This is a genomic window from Rhizobium sp. P28RR-XV, from assembly GCF_012641385.1.
GTDB lineage: Bacteria > Pseudomonadota > Alphaproteobacteria > Rhizobiales > Rhizobiaceae > Rhizobium.
Genome location: NZ_JABAIG010000001.1, coordinates 574,961 through 596,207, shown reverse-complemented (window position 1 = coordinate 596,207; position 21,247 = coordinate 574,961). Strand labels below are relative to the sequence as shown.

The 21,247-nt window shown below is 60.0% G+C and carries 20 protein-coding genes; 18 read left to right on the top strand and 2 right to left on the bottom strand.

Annotated elements, in window-relative coordinates:
* Window positions 1-43: 43 nt before the first annotated feature.
* From lpxD to lpxB, 5 genes are read left to right on the top strand one after another with little or no spacing between them, the layout of a single operon-like run.
* Window positions 44-1,111 (top strand): UDP-3-O-(3-hydroxymyristoyl)glucosamine N-acyltransferase, encoded by a 1,068-nt coding sequence (lpxD, locus tag HGP12_RS02875; RefSeq protein ID WP_168839027.1) that lies wholly within the window; start codon window positions 44-46, stop codon window positions 1,109-1,111.
* The gene (gene fabZ / locus HGP12_RS02870; protein ID WP_149637607.1) at window positions 1,104-1,577 is read left to right on the top strand and encodes a 3-hydroxyacyl-ACP dehydratase FabZ; all 474 of its coding nucleotides are present in this window, start codon (window positions 1,104-1,106) and stop codon (window positions 1,575-1,577) included. The genes lpxD and fabZ overlap by 8 nt, the downstream gene beginning before the upstream one ends.
* Window positions 1,574-2,389 carry an acyl-ACP--UDP-N-acetylglucosamine O-acyltransferase gene (lpxA, locus tag HGP12_RS02865; protein WP_168839026.1) on the top strand — a complete coding sequence of 272 codons (816 nt, stop codon included), beginning with the start codon at window positions 1,574-1,576 and terminating at the stop codon, window positions 2,387-2,389. The genes fabZ and lpxA overlap by 4 nt, the downstream gene beginning before the upstream one ends.
* 1 nt (window position 2,390) lies before the next feature.
* Complete coding sequence (locus HGP12_RS02860) at window positions 2,391-3,272, top strand: LpxI family protein (protein ID WP_168839025.1); 882 nt, start codon at window positions 2,391-2,393, stop codon at window positions 3,270-3,272.
* The gene (gene lpxB, locus HGP12_RS02855; RefSeq protein ID WP_168839024.1) at window positions 3,269-4,450 is read left to right on the top strand and encodes a lipid-A-disaccharide synthase; all 1,182 of its coding nucleotides are present in this window, start codon (window positions 3,269-3,271) and stop codon (window positions 4,448-4,450) included. Before HGP12_RS02860 ends, lpxB begins: the two co-directional genes overlap by 4 nt.
* Window positions 4,451-4,477: 27 nt before the next feature.
* On the opposite strand, the gene gltA is transcribed toward lpxB, so the two are convergent.
* A complete protein-coding gene (gene gltA, locus HGP12_RS02850) occupies window positions 4,478-5,767 on the bottom strand; it encodes a citrate synthase (protein WP_168839023.1) in 1,290 nt (429 codons plus the stop codon).
* A gap of 281 nt (window positions 5,768-6,048) precedes the next feature.
* On the opposite strand from gltA, the gene HGP12_RS02845 reads away from it, so the two are divergent.
* On the top strand, window positions 6,049-8,544 hold the full coding sequence (locus HGP12_RS02845; protein ID WP_409526810.1) for a ComEC/Rec2 family competence protein: 2,496 nt from the start codon (window positions 6,049-6,051) through the stop codon (window positions 8,542-8,544).
* Here HGP12_RS02845 and lexA read toward each other — a convergent pair.
* The gene (lexA, locus tag HGP12_RS02840) at window positions 8,525-9,247 is read right to left on the bottom strand and encodes a transcriptional repressor LexA (RefSeq protein WP_168839022.1); all 723 of its coding nucleotides are present in this window, start codon (window positions 9,245-9,247) and stop codon (window positions 8,525-8,527) included. The two genes, HGP12_RS02845 and lexA, sit on opposite strands and share 20 nt — an antisense overlap.
* 398 nt (window positions 9,248-9,645) lie before the next feature.
* Here lexA and HGP12_RS02835 point away from each other — a divergent pair, with 398 nt between their 5' ends.
* The 12 genes from HGP12_RS02835 (at window position 9,646) to lipA (ending at window position 21,086) form a co-directional block, all read left to right on the top strand.
* Complete coding sequence (locus HGP12_RS02835; RefSeq protein WP_168839021.1) at window positions 9,646-10,533, top strand: VOC family protein; 888 nt, start codon at window positions 9,646-9,648, stop codon at window positions 10,531-10,533.
* Window positions 10,530-11,369, top strand: a complete 840-nt coding sequence (gene kdsA, locus HGP12_RS02830; RefSeq protein WP_168839020.1) for a 3-deoxy-8-phosphooctulonate synthase — start codon at window positions 10,530-10,532, stop codon at window positions 11,367-11,369. The genes HGP12_RS02835 and kdsA overlap by 4 nt, the downstream gene beginning before the upstream one ends.
* Before the next feature lie 149 nt (window positions 11,370-11,518).
* On the top strand, window positions 11,519-12,793 hold the full coding sequence (gene eno, locus HGP12_RS02825; RefSeq protein WP_168839019.1) for a phosphopyruvate hydratase: 1,275 nt from the start codon (window positions 11,519-11,521) through the stop codon (window positions 12,791-12,793).
* 222 nt (window positions 12,794-13,015) lie between these two features.
* On the top strand, window positions 13,016-13,327 hold the full coding sequence (locus tag HGP12_RS02820) for a septum formation initiator family protein (RefSeq protein ID WP_168839018.1): 312 nt from the start codon (window positions 13,016-13,018) through the stop codon (window positions 13,325-13,327).
* Between the two features lie 157 nt (window positions 13,328-13,484).
* Window positions 13,485-14,528 (top strand): pyruvate dehydrogenase (acetyl-transferring) E1 component subunit alpha, encoded by a 1,044-nt coding sequence (pdhA, locus tag HGP12_RS02815; protein ID WP_168839017.1) that lies wholly within the window; start codon window positions 13,485-13,487, stop codon window positions 14,526-14,528.
* 16 nt (window positions 14,529-14,544) lie between these two features.
* Window positions 14,545-15,927: a pyruvate dehydrogenase complex E1 component subunit beta gene (locus HGP12_RS02810; protein ID WP_168839016.1), complete on the top strand. Its 1,383-nt coding sequence runs from the start codon at window positions 14,545-14,547 to the stop codon at window positions 15,925-15,927.
* A gap of 15 nt (window positions 15,928-15,942) precedes the next feature.
* Window positions 15,943-17,304: a pyruvate dehydrogenase complex dihydrolipoamide acetyltransferase gene (locus HGP12_RS02805; protein ID WP_168839015.1), complete on the top strand. Its 1,362-nt coding sequence runs from the start codon at window positions 15,943-15,945 to the stop codon at window positions 17,302-17,304.
* A 25-nt stretch (window positions 17,305-17,329) separates the two neighbouring features.
* Entirely contained in the window at window positions 17,330-17,971 is a 642-nt protein-coding gene (locus HGP12_RS02800) for an SGNH/GDSL hydrolase family protein (RefSeq protein ID WP_168839014.1), read from the top strand.
* Window positions 17,972-18,023: 52 nt separating this feature from the next.
* Window positions 18,024-19,487: a dihydrolipoyl dehydrogenase gene (gene lpdA, locus HGP12_RS02795; RefSeq protein ID WP_168839013.1), complete on the top strand. Its 1,464-nt coding sequence runs from the start codon at window positions 18,024-18,026 to the stop codon at window positions 19,485-19,487.
* Between the two features lie 55 nt (window positions 19,488-19,542).
* Window positions 19,543-19,797 carry a GlsB/YeaQ/YmgE family stress response membrane protein gene (locus tag HGP12_RS02790; RefSeq protein ID WP_168839012.1) on the top strand — a complete coding sequence of 85 codons (255 nt, stop codon included), beginning with the start codon at window positions 19,543-19,545 and terminating at the stop codon, window positions 19,795-19,797.
* 34 nt (window positions 19,798-19,831) lie between these two features.
* Complete coding sequence (locus tag HGP12_RS02785; protein WP_092715509.1) at window positions 19,832-20,080, top strand: GlsB/YeaQ/YmgE family stress response membrane protein; 249 nt, start codon at window positions 19,832-19,834, stop codon at window positions 20,078-20,080.
* A 34-nt stretch (window positions 20,081-20,114) separates the two neighbouring features.
* Window positions 20,115-21,086, top strand: coding sequence for a lipoyl synthase (gene lipA, locus HGP12_RS02780; RefSeq protein ID WP_168839011.1), 972 nt, complete (start codon window positions 20,115-20,117; stop codon window positions 21,084-21,086).
* Window positions 21,087-21,247 lie beyond the last annotated feature (161 nt).

Here is a 21,247-nt window from a genome sequence, read left to right as displayed (position 1 = left end):
GTCCAGAACTTCGGGCTTAAACACCGTTCTGGAGCCGGTGCTTATGGAACATACTGGTTTTTTCCCGCCCCATGGTGGCGTCAGCTTAAAGCAACTGGCTGAGCATCTTGGGGCGGAACTTGCTGATGCGGCCTCTTCGGAGGTCGTCATCAGGTCGATCGCCCCCGTCTATCGGGCAGGCGAGGGTGATATTTGCTATATCCTTTCCCGAAAGAATCGCGCTGAGCTGGAGACCTGCAAGGCTTCCGCCATCATTTGCTTGCCGGCGCTGAAATCTTTCGTTCCCGATCATATTCCCGTGCTTCTGTCCAGGAAGCCGCATACGGATTTTGCGATCGTCGGAGGTTTGCTGCATCCGCAAGCCATGCGGCCGATCGCATTCGCGGCGAATCAGGGAACGATTTCACCGGCCGCTACTATCGATGCGACGGCGAAGCTGGAGGCCAATATTGGCGTCGAGCCGGGTGCTGTCATCGGGGCTGGCGCCGAGATCGGCGAGGGCACGTATATCGGTGCCAACGCCCTTATCGGGCCAGGCGTGAAAATCGGACGCAATTGTAGCATTGGCGGCGGTGCGAGCGTGCTCTGTGCCTACCTCGGCAATGGCGTCATCGTCCACAATGGTACGCGCATCGGCCAAGATGGTTTCGGTTATGCGCCAGGGCCTCGCGGCATGGTCAAGATCGTTCAGATCGGCCGCGTCATCATCCAGGACAATGTCGAGATCGGCGCCAATACGACGATCGACCGCGGCACCATGGATGACACCGTGATCGGCGAAGGCACCAAGATCGACAATCAGGTTCAGATCGGACATAACGTCCGCATTGGTCGGCATTGTGCTATCGTCAGCCAGGTCGGTATCGCCGGCAGCACGGTGATTGGAGATGGTGTCCAGATCGGCGGCCAGGCTGGCCTCAATGGCCACATCCACATCGGCGATGGCGTGCAGATCGGTGCCAAGAGCGGCGTGATGAACAGTATTCCGGCGGGAGAGCGTTATGCGGGCCTTCCAGCGCGGCCTCTATGGGATTTTCTAAGGGAATCGGCGGAGATCGCAAAGCGGTCAGGGGCCAGGGAAAAGAAAGACGGGAGTGCGGAGCATGACTGAGGAAGCCAAGGCGTCGTTGTCGTCGGCTGACGTTCTGGAAATTATGAAGCTGTTGCCGCATCGTTATCCCTTCCTGATGGTCGATAAGATCATCGAGATCGATAGCGACAATTCCGCGATCGGCATCAAGAACGTCACGGCCAACGAACCGCAGTTCACGGGGCATTTTCCCGGTTCTCCGATCATGCCGGGCGTGCTGCTCATCGAGGGCATGGCGCAGACAGCTGGCGCGATCTGCGCACGCAAGGACGGCATTGGCGGTAACCTCGTTTATTTCATGACGATCGATAACGCACGTTTCCGCAAGCCGGTCGTTCCCGGTGACCGCGTCGAGTTTCACGTCGTCAAGCAGAAGCAGCGCGGCACCATCTGGAAATTCCATTGCGACGCGAAGGTCGATGGCTCTCTGGTCGCCGAAGCCGATATCGGCGCGATGATTGTGAGGAAGGATCAGGACGAGGCATGAGCAGCATCGCTAAAAGCGCTCGCATTCACAAGCAGGCGGTCGTCGAAGATGGCGCAGTCATCGGCGAGAATGTAGTGGTCGGCCCGTTCTGCTATGTCGGTCCGAAAGTCGTACTCCATGATAATATTCACTTGCTCAACAATGCGGTCGTGACCGGCCGCACGACGATCGGTAAGGGAACGAAGATATTTCCGATGGCCGTTGTTGGCGGGGATCCGCAAAGCGTCCATCACGGCGGCGAAGAAACAACGCTCGATGTCGGCGAGAACTGCACGATCCGCGAGGGCGTGACGATCAATACCGGCACGGCCGATTACGGCGGCAAGACGATCATCGGCAACAACAATCTGTTCCTTGCCAATTCCCATGTCGCGCATGATTGCCGCGTCGGCAACAATGTCATCATGTCGAATAATGTCATGTTGGCGGGGCATGTGACCGTCGAGGATCGCGCCATCCTGGGTGGCGGCTGTGCCGTCCACCAGTTCACCCGCATCGGCCGGCAGGCCTTTATCGGGGGGCTTTCGGCTGCGAGTTACGACGTCATTCCCTACGGCATGTTGAATGGCAATCCGGGCGTTCTCTCGGGCCTTAATATTGTTGGCATGTCGCGTGCGGGTATAGAGCGCGCGGTCATTCACAGGGTTCGGCGCGCCTACAAGACCATCTTCGAGAATGAAGGCTCGATCCGCGACAACGCGGCTGCGATCCGCGACGAATATGCCGACTGCAAGGAAGTGGTCGAAATCCTCGATTTCATCGCAGCCGATAGCGACCGCGCTCTGTCGTCGCCCAATCGCGGCAAGAGCTGACGTGGTTTCGGCCGGCCAAAACGGCAAAGGCAGGCTGGCGATTATCGCAGGCAGCGGGCTTTTGCCGGTTTACGTCGCCGACGCCGCTCGCCAGGCCGGTGAAAATCCCGTCATTATTGCGTTGACGGACGAGGCGGATCGGGATTGGTCCGCCTTTGACCATGCCAATCTCGGTGTCGGCAATTTCGCGGGGCTGGAGGCGATGTTTCGTCGTCATGGCGTGGACCGCGTCGTCATGTCTGGCGGTGTCGCGCGCCGTCCGCCCTGGCGCGAGATCCATCCGACCTGGCGTGTGATCAAAGAATTGCCTCTGACTATCCGCACGCTTCTTTCCGGCGGCGACAATGCCGTGCTGCAAATGGTCATCCGCTTGATCGAAGCCGGCGGCGTTCAAGTCGTTGGAGCGCATGAGATCGCGCCCGATCTGCTGGCGACCACCGGACCGCTCGGCCGGCACTCGCCGTCCCCAGAGGATTTGCGCGATATCGCGCAAGGGGCGAAGGCCGCCGATGCGCTGGGGTTGCTGGATGTCGGCCAGGGTGCCGTCAGCGTGGGTGGGCGTGTCGTCGCGCTGGAAGGTGCCGAGGGCACGGACAAGATGATCGAGCGGGTTGCCGAACTGCGCGCGGCGGGGCGCATCTCGACGCGTCGGCGCGGCGTGCTCGTCAAACTCTGCAAGCCACAACAGGATGTCCGGGCCGACCTGCCGTCCATTGGGGTATCTACGGTGTCGAACGCCAAGAAGGCCGGTCTTGCCGGCGTTGCCATCGAAGCCGGCAGGGCGCTGATCCTCGACCGGCAGGCTGTCATCGCCGCCGCGGACGAGGCCGGTATTTTCGTCTGCGGCATCGACCGGGGCTTGAGCGCGGAGGGCTTCATGTGAGCAGTGCGCCTTTGAAGCTTGCCGTCGTCGCCGGCGAGGTTTCCGGCGATCTGCTGGGGGGCGATCTCGTTGCCGCACTGAAGCGGCGCTACGACGGCCCTGTCGAACTGGTGGGCGTCGGCGGCGAGGCATTGGAAGCGCAGGGCCTCCGCTCGCTCTTCGACTATTCCGAACTCTCGATCATGGGATTCATTCAGGTCATCAAGCGGTTGCCGAAGCTGCTTGCCCGCATCCGGCAAACGGCCGACGCCATTATTGCCGAAAAGCCCGATGTGCTTCTGATCATCGATAGCCCCGATTTCACCCATCGTGTCGCGAAGAGGGTGCGCAAGGCTCTGCCTGGTCTTCCGATCGTTAATTATGTGTGCCCCAGCGTCTGGGCGTGGAAGGAATATCGCGCGCAGAAGATGCTCGCCTACGTCGACCATGTGCTGGCCGTGCTGCCGTTCGAGCCCGCCGCAATGCAGCGTCTGGGCGGTCCGGCCACGACCTATGTCGGCCACCGCTTGACCGTGGACGCCGATTTGTTGGAGACGCGCCGCCAGCGTGCATTGCGCGGTCTTGCCGGCGCCGATGCGCAGAAAACAATCCTGTTGCTGCCCGGATCGCGTGCATCGGAGATCCGGCAGCTGCTTCCGGTTTTTGAGCGGGCTACCGAAGAACTTAGCCGGCGAAACGATAATATTCGTTTTCTGCTGCCAACCGTACCGCGGCAGGAGGCATTGGTGCGTTCTCTTGTCGGAAACTGGCAGGTAAAGCCAGATATTGTCGTTGGCCAGAATGCCAAATGGAGCGCTTTTGCTGAGGCTGATGCCGCCATGGCAGCCTCCGGCACCGTGATCCTCGAACTCGGGCTCGCCGGCGTCCCCGTGGTCTCGACCTACAAGACGGAATGGCTGGCGAAGTTCGTGCTGTCACGCATCAAGATATGGACGGCCGCCTTGCCGAACCTGATTGCCGATTACGCCGTTCTGCCCGAGCTTATCAACGATGTTCTGCGGCCAGGAATGCTCGCTCGCTATATGGAGCGCCTGGCGAACGACACGCCGGAACGTGCAGCCATGCTCGCGGGTTACGATCTCGTCTGGGAGCGAATGCAGACGGAGGAACCGCCCGGCGACAAGGCGGCGCAGGTTGTTCTGGACGTTCTAGCCCATAAAAAAACCGGTCATCCCTGACCGGTTTTTTCGTTTCAGTACCGAAGCTTAGCGCTTGGAAACAGGCACATATTCGCGCAGCGGAGCGCCGGTGTAGAGCTGGCGCGGACGGCCGATGCGCTGATGCGGATCCTCGATCATTTCGTTCCACTGAGCGATCCAGCCGACGGTGCGGGCGAGAGCGAACAAAACGGTGAACATGGTCGTGGGGAAGCCGAGAGCCTTCAGCGTGATGCCGGAGTAGAAGTCGACGTTCGGATAGAGCTTCTTCTCGATGAAGTACTCATCCGTCAGAGCGATGCGCTCCAGCTCGATTGCGATGTCGAGCAGCGGATCGTCCTTGATGCCGAGTTCGCCCAGAACCTCATGCGCCGTCTTCTGCATGATCTTGGCGCGTGGATCGTAGTTCTTGTAGACGCGGTGACCGAAGCCCATCAGGCGGAACGGATCGTTCTTGTCCTTGGCGCGGGCGATGAATTCCGGGATGCGATCGACCGTGCCGATCTCATTCAGCATGTTCAGCGCCGCTTCGTTGGCGCCGCCGTGAGCCGGACCCCAGAGGCAGGCAATGCCTGCGGCAATACAGGCGAACGGATTGGCACCCGAGGAGCCTGCGAGGCGGACCGTCGAGGTCGACGCATTCTGCTCATGGTCGGCATGCAGGATGAAGATGCGGTCCATGGCGCGGGCGAGCACCGGATTGACGACATAGTCTTCGCACGGAACAGCAAAGCACATGCGCAGGAAGTTAGACGCATAGTCGAGATCGTTCTTCGGGTAAACGAAGGGCTGGCCGATATGGTACTTGTAGGCCATGGCGGCGAGCGTCGGCATCTTGGCGATCATGCGAAGGCTTGCGACCATGCGCTGATGCGGATCGGTGATGTCGGTCGAGTCGTGATAGAAAGCGGAGAGCGCGCCGACGCAGCCGCACATGACGGCCATCGGATGCGCGTCGCGGCGGAAGCCGGTGAAGAAGCGCGACATCTGCTCGTGCACCATCGTGTGATGGGTCACGCGATAGTCGAAATCCTTCTTCTGTGCTGTCGTCGGCAGTTCGCCGTAAAGAAGAAGATAGCATACTTCGAGGAAGTCGCCGTGTTCGGCCAGCTGATCGATTGGATAGCCGCGATGCAGCAGAACGCCTTCGTCGCCATCGATATAGGTGATGCTGGACTCGCACGATGCGGTCGAGGTGAAGCCAGGATCGTAAGTGAAAGTGGAGGTGTTCTTATAAAGGGCACCAATATCAATGACACTTGGGCCGATGGTTCCGGTCATGACCGGCAGGTCCACCGTCTTTTCACCCCAAGTTAGTTTCGCGCTTTGTTCCGTCATGCTGATCCTCCAAGATTTGGCGGGATTGACGCCATAAAAAGCGCCAAAAGGTTAAGCGACTACCGACTAGCTATATGATCCAGAGCCTAATGCCAAGTTATCCGATTGCTGAATTGTGCATCGCGGTATCAACTTTTGGGCACTGCGGTAGCGCCACTAATCGTGCTGTACCGAGAAACCGGCTCAATTTCATCCCTATCATGCCGATTTCGGTTGAAATCACCTGATGGTGACGGCAAAAATCGCGCCAAAGCTGTGGTTTTGCGTGGGGGTGGCGGCGAGTGCCTAATTTGGAGGCAACGGAGCAGCGGGACGATGGCCGGGAAGTCGCTGCGCCTTCGCAGCTTCGTCCTGCCGTCGCGACGAATGTGCTTCGTGCCAAGGCACGACAAGGGGAGCGGACGCAGCATCTGGCGCCGCTGACCTCGCGTTTCCTCCTGATCGCGGGCCGCATTCGAGGCGGCATTGCCCGGCTGGTCGAGGAGGAAGCCGCACACGGCCGCGCCATCCTTTTCGCGCCGATCTATATGGGTCTCGGTGCGATCTTCTGGTTCGAAGCTGGCAGCGATCCGCCTCCGCAAGCCGTGCTGGCGGGCCTGTTTGTCTTTACCGCTAGCTTTGCGCTCCGGCGGGAAACGGGCAGGCTGTTTCGGCATCTGCTTTTCGCCGCCATGCTGATCTGCCTCGGCATGGCGCTGGCTCAATGGGAAAGCTGGCGGGCTTCCACTGTCATGCTCGACTCGGCCGTGACGACGACCGTCACGGGGAGGGTCGAGCGACGTGAATCCTATGACAATGGCGGCTGGCGCTATGTCGTCCGGGTCGCGGCAACGGAAAAGCCCACGATTCGCCGTTCGCCGGAACGGATCACGATCTTCGTACGCAAGCAGCTGAAGCCGTTTGACCTCGGCGATCGCATCCAGGGCAGGGCGCGCCTGACACCGCCGTCCGGGCCGGCTTTGCCTGACCTCAACGATTTCGCCTTCAGCTCTTACTTCAATGGCATTGGTGCGAACGGTTTCGCCTATGGCAGCCCGAACCTATTGCCTCCATCCGGTGATAACACCGCAAATTCGCTGCTGGATAAGGCCGATATCTGGCTTGCCGGCCTGCGCAACGGCATCGGCGACAGGATCAGGGAAACCCTGCCGGGAGATACGGGCGCCTTCGCTGCGGCGCTCGTCACCGATGAGAGACGTGCGATCTCCAAGGATACGACCGAGTCGCTGCGAATTGCCGGTCTTACCCATATTATTGCAATTTCGGGGCTGAACATGGCGCTATCGGCCGGCATCTTCTATGTCGGCCTGCGCTATCTGTTCAGCTTGTTTCCGGGAGTTGCGCAGGCCTGGCCGACCAAGAAATTCGCGGCTTTCGGCGCGCTTTTGACGGTAACGGCCTATTACCTCATTTCCGGCTTCGGCGTATCCGCCGAGCGTGCTTTCATCATGATGGCGATCATGCTGGTGGCCGTACTTTTCGATCGGCCCTCGCTCAGCCTTCGCAATGTCGCGCTATCCGCCATCGTCATCCTTGTTCTGTCGCCGTCGCAGGTGCTAGGCCCAAGCTTCCAGATGTCCTATGCCGCAACGCTGGCGCTGGTGTCGGGCTATTCGTTATGGAAACGACGGCGGCACCGCGAAAACATCCTCTCGCGGATCCGCCTGTTAAGCCCGCTGCTCTTCGTCTCGCGCTTCTTCGGCGGCGTATTGTCGACCTCGTTCATCGGCGGCGCATCGACGGCCATCTTCTCGATCGAGCATTTTCACCGGCTGGCGACATATGGTCTCGCCGCCAACCTCGCGGCCATGCCGGTGGTCTCCTTCATTGTCATGCCGTTCGGCATGGTGGCAATGCTGCTCATGCCCTTCGGCCTGGACGGGCCGTTTTGGAAGGTCACCGGCGAGGGACTGGAACTCGTCATCGTAATCGCCAAAACGGTGGCCGGTTGGGGAGGCGACATCACCTTCGGCCGCCAACCCGGCTGGCTAATGCCGACCTTCATTGCCGGCTTCCTGATCATGACCGTGTTGCGGACCCGGCTTCGCCATTTGGGGCTGCTGTTGGTGCTTTCATCCACCGGCGTGGCGGCATTCGACTCCGGCGTGCCGAAGCCGGATCTGATGATTTCGGAAGATGGGGTCCTGGTTGCGCTGCGACAGGACGATATACTCGCCACAAATCGCGAAAGGCCGCAGGCCTTCATTTTCGAACAATGGCAGAAGGCACTGGTCGCAACCGAACACCAGCCGCCCACTATTCTCCCCAGCGATAGCCGGCTTCCGCAGATCAGCAAGACCGATCGCCACAAGCGACTGAGCAGCGAAGAACATAAGGCAGTCCGTAAGGCAATGGAGGAAGCGCTGGACCGGACGATGCAGGGAAGTTTCGCCTGCCAGAAAGGCGCATGGTGCGCAGCCATGCTTGATAATGGCGCTATCCTGATCACCATAGAAAACGCAGCCTATTTGCCGTCCGCCTGCGACACGGCAAATATCGTCGTGACCCCGATCCGACTGCGGCTCGATCATTGCCGCTCCGGAGCGATACTCATAACCGGTGCGACATTGCGCAAAACCGGGTCCATCGAAATGGCGCTCACCGCCGATAAGCCCGTTATCTCTGCCGCTTTCGAAAACCCGCAGCGACCATGGACCAGACACCGAACCTATGATTGGCGCACCGGCAAATTCGGTACACCACCTGCGCAGGTATCACCCGTCAACGGTAATCCAACTGTTAGTGATAACTCATCCGTCAATGATAACGACGAATAAGCCCTACCAGCTTGCCTTGAACCTTGACGCGGTCTGGCCCGAAGATGCGGGTTTCATAGGCCGGATTGGCGGCTTCCAGCGCGATCGAGGCGCCCTTGCGGCGGAAGCGCTTCAGCGTTGCCTCTTCGTCGTCAACGAGCGCAACGACGATATCGCCGGGATTGGCTGTCGTCGAATTTCGGATGATGACCGTATCGCCATCGAAAATTCCGGCGTCGATCATCGAATCGCCCCTCACCTCCAGCGCATAATGCTCGCCGGAGCCGAGCATGTCGGCGGGAACGGTAATGTCATGTGTATTGTTCTGAATGGCGGAAATCGGAACGCCGGCAGCGATGCGCCCCATGACCGGTACCGATACCGAACTGTTGTGGTCGTCGTTTGCAACCTTTGCCGGGGCTGGCGGCGCGACCGGCTGGGGTTTGCCGAGACTGCCTTCGATAACACTCGGCGAAAAGCCGCGGCGTGGCTGCAGGCTCGAATTATAGGCGTCCGGCAGCTTGATGACTTCGAGCGCCCGCGCCCGATTCGGCAGGCGGCGGATGAAGCCACGTTCCTCGAGCGCCGTGATCAGACGGTGAATGCCGGATTTGGATGCCAGATCCAATGCGTCCTTCATCTCGTCGAAAGATGGCGGGACACCGGACTCCTTCATCCGCTCGTGAATGAAGAGAAGCAGTTCCTGCTGCTTGCGCGTCAACATCGTCTTGGAACCCCAAATCAAGAAAAATCGTGAAACAAATCCAGAACGGACACTATATGTTCCATATGTGTTCTGCAAGTGCTTAAATTTCAGTAAAGCTTCGCCGGGTCTGTCAAATAATTGCCGCTATCGCACGGATCGCTTGAAATTCCTCGGGAATTATATCCGCGCTAATTCATCGATAAATATGAGAAATGCCGCTTTGTTCGCTTTATGGACGCTTCACGTCAATCCCGCTCGGCGCATGTGCGGATGGAGACGACGACTGTCGCATAAGCCGGCTACAGTTGAGAATTAGTGCGCCCGCGTTCTTCTGCGCGTTCACGGCTTTGGCTTTGGTCTTGAATTGAGCATTGTATGGGCGCAAATCTGTTCTTGCGGGCAAACAAGGGAGGACCATGACTTTGTCACCGCATCCGTTGGATCATCTCGTGCTGCCGACCGTCAACATCGCTCTGGCGCGCGAGCGCCTGGGCAAGCTCGGCTTCACGGTGGCTCCGGATGCCCGCCATCCTTTCGGCACTGAAAATGCCTGTGTCTTCCTTGCCGATAAGACCTATCTCGAGCCTTTGGGCGTGGCATCGCAGGAGCAATGCGAGACGAGTATTGCCGATGGCAACGTCTTCGTCGCGCGTGACCAGGCTTATCGATTCCGCGTCGCCGAGGATGGATTTTCGGCCGTGGTTTTCGGCACCGACGATGCCGTCGACGACGACGAGCGTTTCAAGGCGGCCGCGATCTCGGCCGGGCGCATGCTTGATTTCTCGCGGCCGATGAAGATGCCGGACGGAACGGAAACCACGGCCGGCTTTCGTCTCGCATTTGCGGCGGATCTGCGCGCGCCGGATTTCCTGGCCTTCTGCTGTCAGCGTATCAATCCGCTGCCGGCCGATCGTGGCGCGCTCGAACGTCACGAAAACGGCGTGACCGGCATCGCGCGGGTGGCGCTTTCCGCGCTGACACCAGCGGTGTATCGCGGCTTTTTCGAAGAGATCGTTGGTGGTCCGCGAGTCCTCGAGCACTCCTTCGGCTTGACGATCAAGACGGCCAATGTCGATCTCGAACTTTTGTCGCCGGAAGGAATGGAGGCATTCTACGATTTGCCGGTTCATACCAGCGATCCCGGGCTGAGGGCGCGCGCAATCCTTTTCAAAACGCGCGATCTTTCCGTGACATCGTCGCATTTCGCTGCTAACGGCGTCACCTACACGCGTAAGAACAATCGTATACTGGCAAGGCTGGCGCCCGGACAGGGCGCATTGTTCGCCTTCGAGGAGATAGCATGAGCACGAATTCCGAAGTCACCGTCGGCGAGGGTGCCTCCAAGGTCCTCTTTTCCAACACCGCCAAGCTGTCGCTGATTGCCGGCCCCTGTCAGATGGAGAGCCGCGACCATGCATTCATGGTCGCCGGAGTCCTGAAGGAGCTCTGCGGCAAGCTCGGCATCGGCCTTGTCTACAAGTCCTCCTATGACAAGGCGAACCGGACCTCTCTGTCAGGCAAGCGCGGCATCGGTCTGGAAAAATCCATGGAAGTCTTTGCCGACCTCAAGAAGGAATACGGCTTTCCGGTTCTGACCGACATCCACACGGAAGAGCAATGCGCCGTCGTTGCCAAGACGGTCGATATCCTGCAGATCCCGGCTTTCCTGTCGCGCCAGACCGATCTGCTGGTTGCGGCCGCCAAGACCGGCCGTATTGTCAACGTCAAGAAGGGTCAGTTCCTCGCGCCCTGGGATATGAAGAACGTGCTTGCCAAGCTCAATGAAAGCGGCAATCCGAACATTCTTCTGTGCGAGCGCGGCGCCTCCTTCGGCTACAATACGCTGGTCTCCGACATGCGCTCGCTGCCGATCATGGCGGCTATGGGCGCGCCAGTGATCTTCGATGCGACCCATTCCGTGCAGCAACCCGGCGGGCAGGGCGGCTCTACCGGCGGTGACCGCCGATTCGTCGAGACGCTGGCGCGCGCCGCCGTTGCCGTCGGCGTGGCAGGTGTTTTTGTCGAGACGCATGAAGACCCGGACAATGCGCCCTCGGATGGCCCGAACATGGTTTATCTGAAGGACATGCCGCGGCTTCTGGAGAAGCTGCTGGCTTTTGATGCCGTGGCCAAGGCTTAAGAAATATCAGGCATTCAACAGGCTGACATGAATTTGCTTTACGCGGCCTGCAGGAGTGCCAAATCGGGGCGCGGATCGGCATTGAAATTTCCGTGCCTTCGATTAAGACGATTTAAATCGATTTATAAACCAGCGAGCAGGAAGCTATCATGACCGCAATCACCGACATTATCGCCCGCGAGATTCTCGACAGCCGTGGCAATCCGACCGTCGAAGTCGATGTCTACCTCGAAGACGGCAGCATGGGCCGCGCGGCGGTTCCGTCGGGTGCGTCGACCGGCGCGCATGAAGCCGTCGAGCTTCGCGATGGCGGCAAGCGCTACCATGGCAAGGGCGTCGAGAAGGCTGTCGAAGCCGTCAACTCGGAAATCTTCGATGCGATCGGCGGCATGGACGCTGAAAACCAGATCCAGCTCGACAACATCATGATCGAACTCGACGGCACGCCGAACAAGTCGCGCCTCGGCGCCAATGCTATCCTCGGCGTCTCGCTTGCCGTTGCCAAGGCCGCTGCCCAGAGCGCCAACCTGCCGCTCTACCGCTATGTCGGCGGCGCTCATGCCCGTCTCCTGCCGGTTCCGATGATGAACATCATCAACGGCGGCGCCCATGCCGATAACCCCATCGACTTCCAGGAATTCATGATCCTGCCGGTCGGCGCAGAATCCATCCGCGATGCCGTGCGCATGGGCTCGGAAATCTTCCACGTCCTCAAGAAGGAACTGGCATCGCAGGGGCACAACACCAATGTCGGCGACGAAGGCGGCTTCGCACCGGGCCTCTCCAGCGCTCCGGCAGCCCTCGACTTCATCATGAAGTCCATCGAAAAGGCCGGCTACAAGCCGGGCGAAGAAATCGCTCTTGGCCTCGATTGCGCCTCGACCGAATTCTTCAAGGACGGCAAGTACGTGCTTGAAGGCGAGGGCCGCACGCTGGAATCCGGCGCGATGGCCGAATACCTGGCGGAACTTGCCGCAAAGTACCCGATCGCTTCGATCGAAGACGGCATGGCTGAAGACGACTGGGAAGGCTGGAAGACGCTCACCGACCTGATCGGCAAGAAGACCCAGCTGGTCGGCGACGATCTGTTCGTCACCAACTCCGCTCGCCTGCGCGACGGTATCCGCATGGGCGTTGCCAACTCGATCCTCGTCAAGGTCAACCAGATCGGCTCGCTGACCGAGACCCTTGATGCCGTCGAAACCGCACACAAGGCCAACTATACCGCCGTCATGTCGCATCGCTCGGGCGAAACGGAAGATTCCACCATTGCCGATCTCGCCGTTGCCACCAACTGCGGTCAGATCAAGACCGGCTCGCTGTCGCGCTCCGACCGCCTCGCCAAGTACAACCAGCTCATCCGCATCGAAGAAGCTCTCGGCCCGCAGGCAAAGTATGCCGGCCGCTCCATTCTGCGTGGCTGATGCCTGATCCGCGGGATCTCCGGATCCGCGCGCCATTCCTATCTGAAATCGAACCACCGCGCCTTCGGGCGCGGTTTTTTGTTGGCCTGCGCAGTTAGAGTCAACGGACGGTTAATCTCTGCCGGGTAAATTAGCTCTAGGTGTTTGATTTGATGTGATCTTGTCCGAAGCGACATTGGCTCTGGAGTAAGATTGCTTAAAGCCAGAGCGTTTCGAGCGAGTATGTGGACAAAGTATCATAAGAAGAGAAAGTTCGGGCGTTTCATCCTTCCCGCCATCACCGTCGCCTTTGTGAGCTATTTCGGTTATCATTGCATCCATGGCGACTACGGCCTGAAGGCGACCGAAGTATTCGAGCAGCGCCGCGTCGATCGCGCCAAGGAATTGGCGGATCTGGTCGCCAAGCGCGAACACCTTGAAAAGGAGGTCACGCTCTTGAGTGACGGCTCCCTGGACAAGGACATGCTCGATCAATATGCGCGTTATCAGCTGACCTATTCTAAGGCGAACGAGATCGTCATCTTCAACAAATAGCCGTAATTAACCGAATTCCGGTTAATCGACTTTTCGCGAGTTATATCAATAACTTGCGGAGAATATGAGCCATGCAATTATAGCATTGCTGTGGCGGACAATCTTCCCTATGTTACGCCTCACCAAAAAACGAGGCTACTCACACAGGGAGGGTTGAATGGCGCCGCGAAAAAACGCGACCGTTTCCAGCCGTAAGACAGCATCAAGGCCTGCCAAGGAAACCAATGGCGGCCCGATCGCGGAGTTCGATCGTGATGCGGAGCTCAAGGCTTATCGTGAGATGCTCCTGATCCGCCGCTTCGAAGAGAAGGCCGGCCAGCTTTACGGCATGGGCTTCATTGGCGGTTTCTGTCACCTTTATATTGGTCAGGAAGCTGTCGTCGTCGGCATGCAGCTGGCGCTGAAGGATGGCGACCAGGTCATTACCGGCTATCGCGACCATGGGCATATGCTGGCAACCGGCATGAGCGCACGTGGCGTCATGGCTGAGCTGACCGGACGTCAGGGCGGCTATTCCCGAGGGAAGGGCGGCTCCATGCATATGTTCTCCAAGGAAAAGAATTTCTACGGCGGCCATGGCATCGTTGGCGCCCAGGTCTCGCTCGGCACCGGCCTCGGTTTTGCCAACTGGTATCGCGGCAATGACAATGTCAGCGTTGCCTATTTTGGCGATGGCGCCGCCAACCAGGGCCAGGTCTACGAAAGCTTCAACATGGCGCAGCTCTGGAAGCTGCCTGTCATTTTCGTGATCGAGAACAACCGCTACGCCATGGGCACCTCGACCGCTCGCGCCACCGCGCAGGCCGATTTCTCCAAGCGCGGTGCATCCTTCGGCATTCCCGGCATCCAGGTCGACGGCATGGACGTACGCGCCGTCAAGGCTGCGGCTGACGAAGCTGTCGCGCATTGCCGTTCCGGCAAAGGCCCGATCATCCTGGAAATGCTGACCTACCGTTATCGCGGTCACTCCATGTCCGATCCGGCCAAGTACCGTTCGAAGGATGAAGTGCAGAAGATGCGCTCCGAGCATGACCCGATCGAACAGGTCCGTATTCGCCTTCTCGAAAAGGGTTGGGCGAGCGAAGACGATCTGAAGGATATCGACAAGGATGTCCGGGACATCGTCGCAGACAGCGCCGATTTCGCCCAGAACGATCCGGAGCCGGATGCATCCGAGCTCTATACCGACATTCTGCTCTAAATCGGGGAGGGACACTATGCCCATCGACATTCTCATGCCCGCCCTTTCTCCGACAATGGAAGAGGGTACCCTTTCGAAATGGCTCAAGAAGGAAGGCGACAAGGTCGTTTCCGGTGATGTCATTGCCGAAATCGAAACCGACAAGGCCACCATGGAAGTGGAAGCCGTCGACGAAGGCACGATCGGCAAGCTGCTGATCGATGCCGGCACCGAAGGCGTCAAGGTCAACACCAAGATCGCCATCCTGTTGCAGGACGGTGAATCCGCCGACGCTATCTCTTCCGCCAAGGCCGCACCCGCAGCCGAGCCGGCAAAGACCGAAGCTCCTGCCGCCGCTCCGGCGCCTGCTGCTGCACCCGTTCCGGCCCAGCCGAAGGTTGCCGCAGCCGCTGACCCCGAAATTCCGGCCGGCACGGAAATGGTGTCGATGACGGTGCGTGAAGCACTGCGCGATGCAATGGCCGAAGAAATGCGCGCCAACCAGGACGTTTTCGTCATGGGTGAAGAAGTCGCGGAATACCAGGGCGCCTACAAGGTGACCCAGGGCCTGCTGCAGGAATTCGGCGCTCGCCGCGTAATCGACACTCCGATCACCGAGCACGGCTTTGCCGGTATCGGCGTCGGTGCTGCGATGGCCGGCCTTCGCCCGATCGTCGAGTTCATGACCTTCAACTTCGCCATGCAGGCGATCGACCAGATCATCAACTCCGCCGCCAAGACGCTCTATATGTCGGGCGGCCAGATGGGTGCTCCGATGGTGTTCCGCGGCCCGAACGGCGCGGCAGCCCGCGTCGGCGCTCAGCACAGTCAGGATTACGCGGCCTGGTACAGCCAGATTCCGGGCCTCAAGGTTGTCATGCCCTATACGGCAGCCGACGCCAAGGGCCTGCTGAAGGCTGCCATCCGCGATCCGAACCCGGTCATCTTCCTTGAAAACGAAATTCTCTACGGCCAGCACTTCGATGTGCCGAAGCTCGATAATTTCGTTCTGCCGATCGGCAAGGCCCGCATCCATCGTCCGGGCAAGGACGTCACGGTCGTCTCCTTCGGCATCGGCATGACCTACGCCACGAAGGCAGTCGCCGAGCTGGAAGCCCAGGGCATCGATGTCGAACTCATCGACCTGCGCACCATCCGCCCGATGGACCTGCCGACGATCATCGAATCGGTCAAGAAGACCGGCCGTCTGGTCACCGTCGAGGAAGGCTATCCTCAGTCCTCCGTCGGCACGGAAATCGCCACTCGCGTGATGCAGCAGGCCTTCGACTATCTCGATGCGCCGATCCTGACGATCGCTGGCAAGGACGTACCCATGCCATACGCCGCCAACCTCGAAAAGCTGGCGCTTCCGAGCGTCGCCGAAGTGGTCGATGCGGTGAAGGCCGTTTGCTACAAATAAGGGGAGGGCTCATCGATGCCTATCAACATCACCATGCCTGCCCTCTCGCCGACCATGGAAGAGGGCAACCTCGCCAAGTGGCTGGTCAAGGAAGGCGATAAGATCAAGTCTGGCGACGTGATCGCCGAGATCGAGACTGACAAGGCAACGATGGAAGTCGAGGCTGTCGATGAAGGCACCGTCGCGAAGATCGTCGTTCCGGCCGGCACCGAAGGCGTGAAGGTCAATGCCCTGATTGCCGTCATCGCCGCCGATGGCGAAGATGTTGCCGCTGCAGCATCCGGCGCTGGTGCCGCTGCTGCTCCGGCAGCCAAGGAAGCTCCGAAGGCGGAAGCCGCACCTGCGGCAGCTCCGGCTCCGGCAAGCGTTTCGGCTCCTGCGGCTGCACCTGCACCCGTTGCATCGGCTCCGACTGCAAACGACGGTCATCGCACCTTCGCGTCTCCGCTCGCACGCCGTCTTGCCAAGGAAGCCGGCATCGATGTGACAGCGGTTTCCGGCACCGGCCCGCATGGCCGCGTGGTCAAGAAGGATATCGAAGCTGCCGTTTCCGGCGGCACCGCCAAGGCTGCTCCTGTAACAGCACCGGCAGCACAGCCGGCCGCCGCCGCTGCTGCTCCGGCCGCTGCGAAGGGCATGTCCGACGACGCCGTGCTCAAGCTGTTCGAGCAGGGTTCCTACGAGCTCGTGCCGCATGACGGCATGCGCAAGACGATCGCCAAGCGCCTGCAGGAATCCAAGCAGACGATCCCGCACTTCTACGTCTCGGTCGATTGCGAACTCGACGCGCTGCTGGCTCTCCGCACGCAGCTCAACGATTCCGCTCCGAAGTCCAAGGATGGCGTGCCGGCCTACAAGCTCTCGGTCAATGACATGGTCATCAAGGCTCTGGCGCTGGCATTGCGCGATGTTCCGGATGCCAACGTGTCCTGGACCGACAGCAATATGGTCAAGCACAAGCATGCCGATGTCGGCGTTGCCGTGTCCATCCCGGGCGGCCTGATCACGCCGATCATCCGCAGCGCCGAGCAGAAGACGCTCTCGACCATCTCCAACGAGATGAAGGACTACGGCAAGCGCGCCAAGGAGCGCAAGCTGAAGCCTGAGGAGTATCAGGGCGGTACGACCGCGGTGTCTAACATGGGCATGATGGGCGTCAAGAATTTCGCCGCCGTCGTCAACCCGCCGCATGCGACCATCCTGGCCGTCGGCGCGGGCGAACAGCGCGTCATCGTCAAGAAGGGCGAAATGGCGATTGCCACCGTGATGACCGTCACGCTGTCGACCGACCATCGCGCCGTTGACGGTGCGCTCGGTGCTGAGCTCCTGGCAGCCTTCAAGGGCTACATCGAAAATCCGATGGGGATGCTCGTCTGAGCCTTGTCGCGACACGGAGGCGTGAATGACCAAGACTGTTCTGTGTTACGGCGACTCGCTGACATGGGGCTACAGCGCCGAGACGATCGGCCGTCATGCCTTTGAAGATCGGTGGCCGAGCGCGCTGCAAAAGGCGCTCGGCAGCCAGGTGCGCGTCATCCCGGAAGGGTTGAACGGTCGCACGACGGCTTTCGACGATCACCTCGCCGATTGCGATCGCAACGGCGCGAGAATCCTGCCGACGATCCTGCAGAGCCACAATCCGCTCGATCTCGTGATCCTCATGCTCGGCACCAACGATATGAAACCGGTTGTGGCCGGCTCGGCGTTCGCCGCTTTGCAGGGCATCAGCCGGCTGGTCCAGCTCGTGCGCAATCACGCCTGGGGGTTCGACTACGAGGTGCCCGATATCCTTATCGTTGCCCCGCCGGCAATCACCGAAACGGCCAATCCGGCCTTTGCGGCGAGCTATCTCGGCGCGGTCAAGGAATCGAACAAGCTGCCGACGCTCTACAGAGATCTGGCCGACGAGCTCGGCTGCGGCTTCTTCGACGCTAATACGGTCGCTGTGACCACGCCGCTCGATGGCGTTCATCTCGATGCGGAAAACACCCGGGCGCTCGGTCGCGGCCTCGAGCCGATCGTGCGGATGATGCTCGGTCTCTGATAGATTCAAGGCGCCGGCTCCGATCCGCCGCCAGCAATAAGGCAGGAAACACATGGCTGAGAATTACGACGTCATTATCATCGGCTCTGGTCCCGGCGGTTATGTCGCCGCCGTGCGCGCCGCCCAGCTTGGCCTGAAGACCGCGATCGTCGAGCGCGAGCACCTGGGCGGCATCTGCCTCAACTGGGGCTGCATACCCACAAAGGCGCTGCTTCGCTCGGCCGAAATTCTCGATCATTCCAACCATCTGAAGGATTACGGCCTCGTTCTCGAAGGCAAGGTCAGCGCGGATGTGAAGGCCGTCGTTGCCCGCTCGCGCGGTGTCTCCGCCCGTTTGAATGCCGGCGTCGGCTTCCTGATGAAGAAGAACAAGGTCGACGTCATCTGGGGCGAAGCCAAGATCACCAAGGCTTCGACCGGCGCTCAGCCCGGCGAGATCGTCGTCGGCAAGTCGACCAAGCCGGTTGTCGAGCCGCAGCACCCGCTGCCGAAGAACGTCAAGGGTGAGGGCACCTACACTGCCAAGCATATCATCGTCGCCACCGGCGCCCGCCCGCGCGCGCTGCCCGGCATCGAGCCGGACGGCAAGCTGATCTGGACCTATTTCGAAGCACTGAAGCCGGACTTCCTGCCGAAGTCGTTGCTCGTCATGGGCTCGGGCGCGATCGGCATCGAATTCGCAAGCTTCTATCGCTCCATGGGTGTCGACGTCACAGTCGTCGAAGTCATGCCGACCGTCATGCCGGTGGAAGATGCCGAAATCTCCGGCATCGCCCGCAAGCAGCTCGAAAAGCGCGGCCTGAAGATCTTCACCAAGGCGAAGGTCACGAAGGTCGATAAGGCCGCCAACAGCGTCACCGCCCATGTCGAAACCGAAGACGGCAAGGTTCAGCAGATCGTTGCCGACCGCATGATCTCGGCCGTCGGCGTGCAGGGCAACATCGAAAATCTCGGACTTGAAGCGCTCGGCGTGAAGACCGACCGCGGCTGCGTCGTCATCGACGGCTACGGCAACACCAACGTTCCCGGCATTTATGCCATCGGCGATGTTGCCGGTCCTCCGATGCTGGCGCACAAGGCCGAGCACGAGGGCGTCGTCTGCATCGAGAAGATCGCCGGCCTGCCGAACGTTCATCCGACGGACAAGAGCAAGGTTCCGGGCTGCACCTATTGCCAGCCGCAAGTCGCCTCCGTCGGCCTGACCGAAGCCAAGGCAAAGGAACTCGGCCGCGATATCCGCGTCGGCCGCTTCTCCTTCGCCGCCAACGGCAAGGCAATTGCTCTCGGCGAGGACCAGGGACTCTGCAAGGTCATCTTCGACAAGAAGACCGGCGAACTGCTCGGCGCGCATATGGTCGGCGCAGAGGTTACCGAACTCATCCAGGGCTTCGTCGTCGCCATGAACCTGGAGACGACGGAAGAAGAGCTGATGCACACGATCTTCCCGCATCCGACCGTTTCGGAAACGATGAAGGAAGCGGTGCTGGACGCCTACGGCCGGGCGCTGAACGCTTGATAATTTCCTGCCATGCCCTTTATCCAAAGGGTGGAAATCAGGAAAGGAAATCAACATGTCTATAGCGGCTCAAGGTTGGATCGTCTTTCTTCTCATCGGGCTGGTCGCGGGGTTTCTCGCGAGCCTGATCGTCGGAGGCGGCGGGCTCATCGGTTGCCTGGTGAGCGGCGTGATCGGAGCGTTCGTTGGCGGCTTCCTGTTTCACTATTTCGGGATTTCGCTCGGCATTGAAAATGCGCTTGTGGTGGAGATCATCCATGCCACCGTCGGTGCGATCATCGTGGTGCTTTTGGCGAGATTGATCGTCTAGGGCACCCTAGCAATACGCCTGGAACGAGGGTTTGATGGAAAGTGTCGGTTGGCTGGGTCTGATCATCATCGGCGGTCTCGCGGGTTGGCTCGCGGGCAAGCTGATGGATGCGCGCTACGGTATCATCCTGAACATCATCCTCGGTATCGCCGGCTCGGTGGTCGCGGCGGGACTTCTGGTCGCCCTGCATGTCGGCGTGCCCGGCGGTCGGCTCGGCTTTTTCATCACCGGTTTCATTGGTGCATGCATTCTGATATTCCTCGCCAAATTCGCCCGGCGATGAAGGGCCGCAGGTAGCGGCGGAAAGTAGACGTTTCATGGTCACGATTCTCGACACGATCAACCCGGATGCAAAGCGCATCAGGCATCCGGAGAAGGCGCACAAGCCGGATACGGAAGTCCTGCGCAAGCCGGACTGGATCCGCGTCAAGGCGCCGACATCCAAGGGCTATGCCGAGACCCGTTCGATCGTGAAGGAGCATAAGCTGGTCACGGTCTGCGAGGAGGCAGGTTGCCCGAATATCGGTGAATGCTGGGACAAGAAGCACGCCACCTTCATGATCATGGGCGAGATCTGTACCCGCGCCTGTGCCTTCTGCAATGTCGCGACCGGCAAACCGAATGCGCTCGACATGGCCGAGCCCGAAAATGTCGCCAAGGCCGTCAAGGAAATGGGCCTCAGCCACGTCGTCATCACGTCCGTCGACCGCGACGATCTGGCGGACGGCGGCGCCGAGCATTTCGAGAAGGTGATCTGGGCGATCCGGGCCGCGTCGCCGACGACCACGATCGAAATCCTGACACCGGACTTCCTGAAGAAGCCGGGTGCGCTGGAGCGCGTCGTCGCCGCCAAGCCCGATGTCTTCAACCACAACATGGAAACCGTCGCGGGTAATTATCTGACCGTGCGTCCCGGCGCGCGCTACTTCCATTCGATCCGCCTGCTGCAGCGGGTCAAGGAACTGGATCCGACCATGTTCACGAAGTCAGGCATCATGGTCGGCCTCGGCGAAGAGCGCAACGAAGTGCTGCAGCTGATGGACGACCTGCGCACCGCCGATGTCGATTTCCTCACGATCGGCCAGTATCTGCAGCCGACGCGCAAGCATCATCAGGTGATGAGCTTCGTGACGCCGGAAGAGTTCAAATCCTATGAGACGGTCGCCTATACCAAGGGCTTCCTGATGGTAGCTTCCAGCCCGCTCACCCGCTCGTCGCATCATGCCGGCGACGATTTCGAGCGGCTGCGTGCCGCCCGCGAAAAGAAGCTGCTGCTCGCTGCCGAGTAAGCGCGCCAAGATTACATCTTGCCATTCGAACGAACCGCGGCGATTGTGCCGCGGTTTTTGTTCGCGCCGTCATCTCTTTGTCATCGACGCGGCCTAGGGAACACGCCGCCGTTTGTTACCGGTTTCGGCGCTTTAGATGAGACAATGGAGCTGGACCGTGG

Excerpts from the sequence above, each read along its gene's own strand:
- HGP12_RS02790 (WP_168839012.1), top strand. The coding sequence starts at position 19,543 with ATGTCTATAGCGGCTCAAGGTTGGATCGTCTTTCTTCTCATCGGGCTG.
- HGP12_RS02835 (WP_168839021.1), top strand. The coding sequence starts at position 9,646 with ATGACTTTGTCACCGCATCCGTTGGATCATCTCGTGCTGCCGACCGTC.
- HGP12_RS02805 (WP_168839015.1), top strand. The coding sequence starts at position 15,943 with ATGCCTATCAACATCACCATGCCTGCCCTCTCGCCGACCATGGAAGAG.
- HGP12_RS02810 (WP_168839016.1), top strand. The coding sequence starts at position 14,545 with ATGCCCATCGACATTCTCATGCCCGCCCTTTCTCCGACAATGGAAGAG.
- HGP12_RS02820 (WP_168839018.1), top strand. The coding sequence starts at position 13,016 with ATGTGGACAAAGTATCATAAGAAGAGAAAGTTCGGGCGTTTCATCCTT.
- HGP12_RS02785 (WP_092715509.1), top strand. The coding sequence starts at position 19,832 with ATGGAAAGTGTCGGTTGGCTGGGTCTGATCATCATCGGCGGTCTCGCG.
- lpxD (WP_168839027.1), top strand. The coding sequence starts at position 44 with ATGGAACATACTGGTTTTTTCCCGCCCCATGGTGGCGTCAGCTTAAAG.
- fabZ (WP_149637607.1), top strand. The coding sequence starts at position 1,104 with ATGACTGAGGAAGCCAAGGCGTCGTTGTCGTCGGCTGACGTTCTGGAA.
- gltA (WP_168839023.1), bottom strand. The coding sequence starts at position 5,767 with ATGACGGAACAAAGCGCGAAACTAACTTGGGGTGAAAAGACGGTGGAC.
- kdsA (WP_168839020.1), top strand. The coding sequence starts at position 10,530 with ATGAGCACGAATTCCGAAGTCACCGTCGGCGAGGGTGCCTCCAAGGTC.
- lpxA (WP_168839026.1), top strand. The coding sequence starts at position 1,574 with ATGAGCAGCATCGCTAAAAGCGCTCGCATTCACAAGCAGGCGGTCGTC.
- HGP12_RS02800 (WP_168839014.1), top strand. The coding sequence starts at position 17,330 with ATGACCAAGACTGTTCTGTGTTACGGCGACTCGCTGACATGGGGCTAC.
- eno (WP_168839019.1), top strand. The coding sequence starts at position 11,519 with ATGACCGCAATCACCGACATTATCGCCCGCGAGATTCTCGACAGCCGT.
- lipA (WP_168839011.1), top strand. The coding sequence starts at position 20,115 with ATGGTCACGATTCTCGACACGATCAACCCGGATGCAAAGCGCATCAGG.
- lpdA (WP_168839013.1), top strand. The coding sequence starts at position 18,024 with ATGGCTGAGAATTACGACGTCATTATCATCGGCTCTGGTCCCGGCGGT.
- pdhA (WP_168839017.1), top strand. The coding sequence starts at position 13,485 with ATGGCGCCGCGAAAAAACGCGACCGTTTCCAGCCGTAAGACAGCATCA.
- lexA (WP_168839022.1), bottom strand. The coding sequence starts at position 9,247 with ATGTTGACGCGCAAGCAGCAGGAACTGCTTCTCTTCATTCACGAGCGG.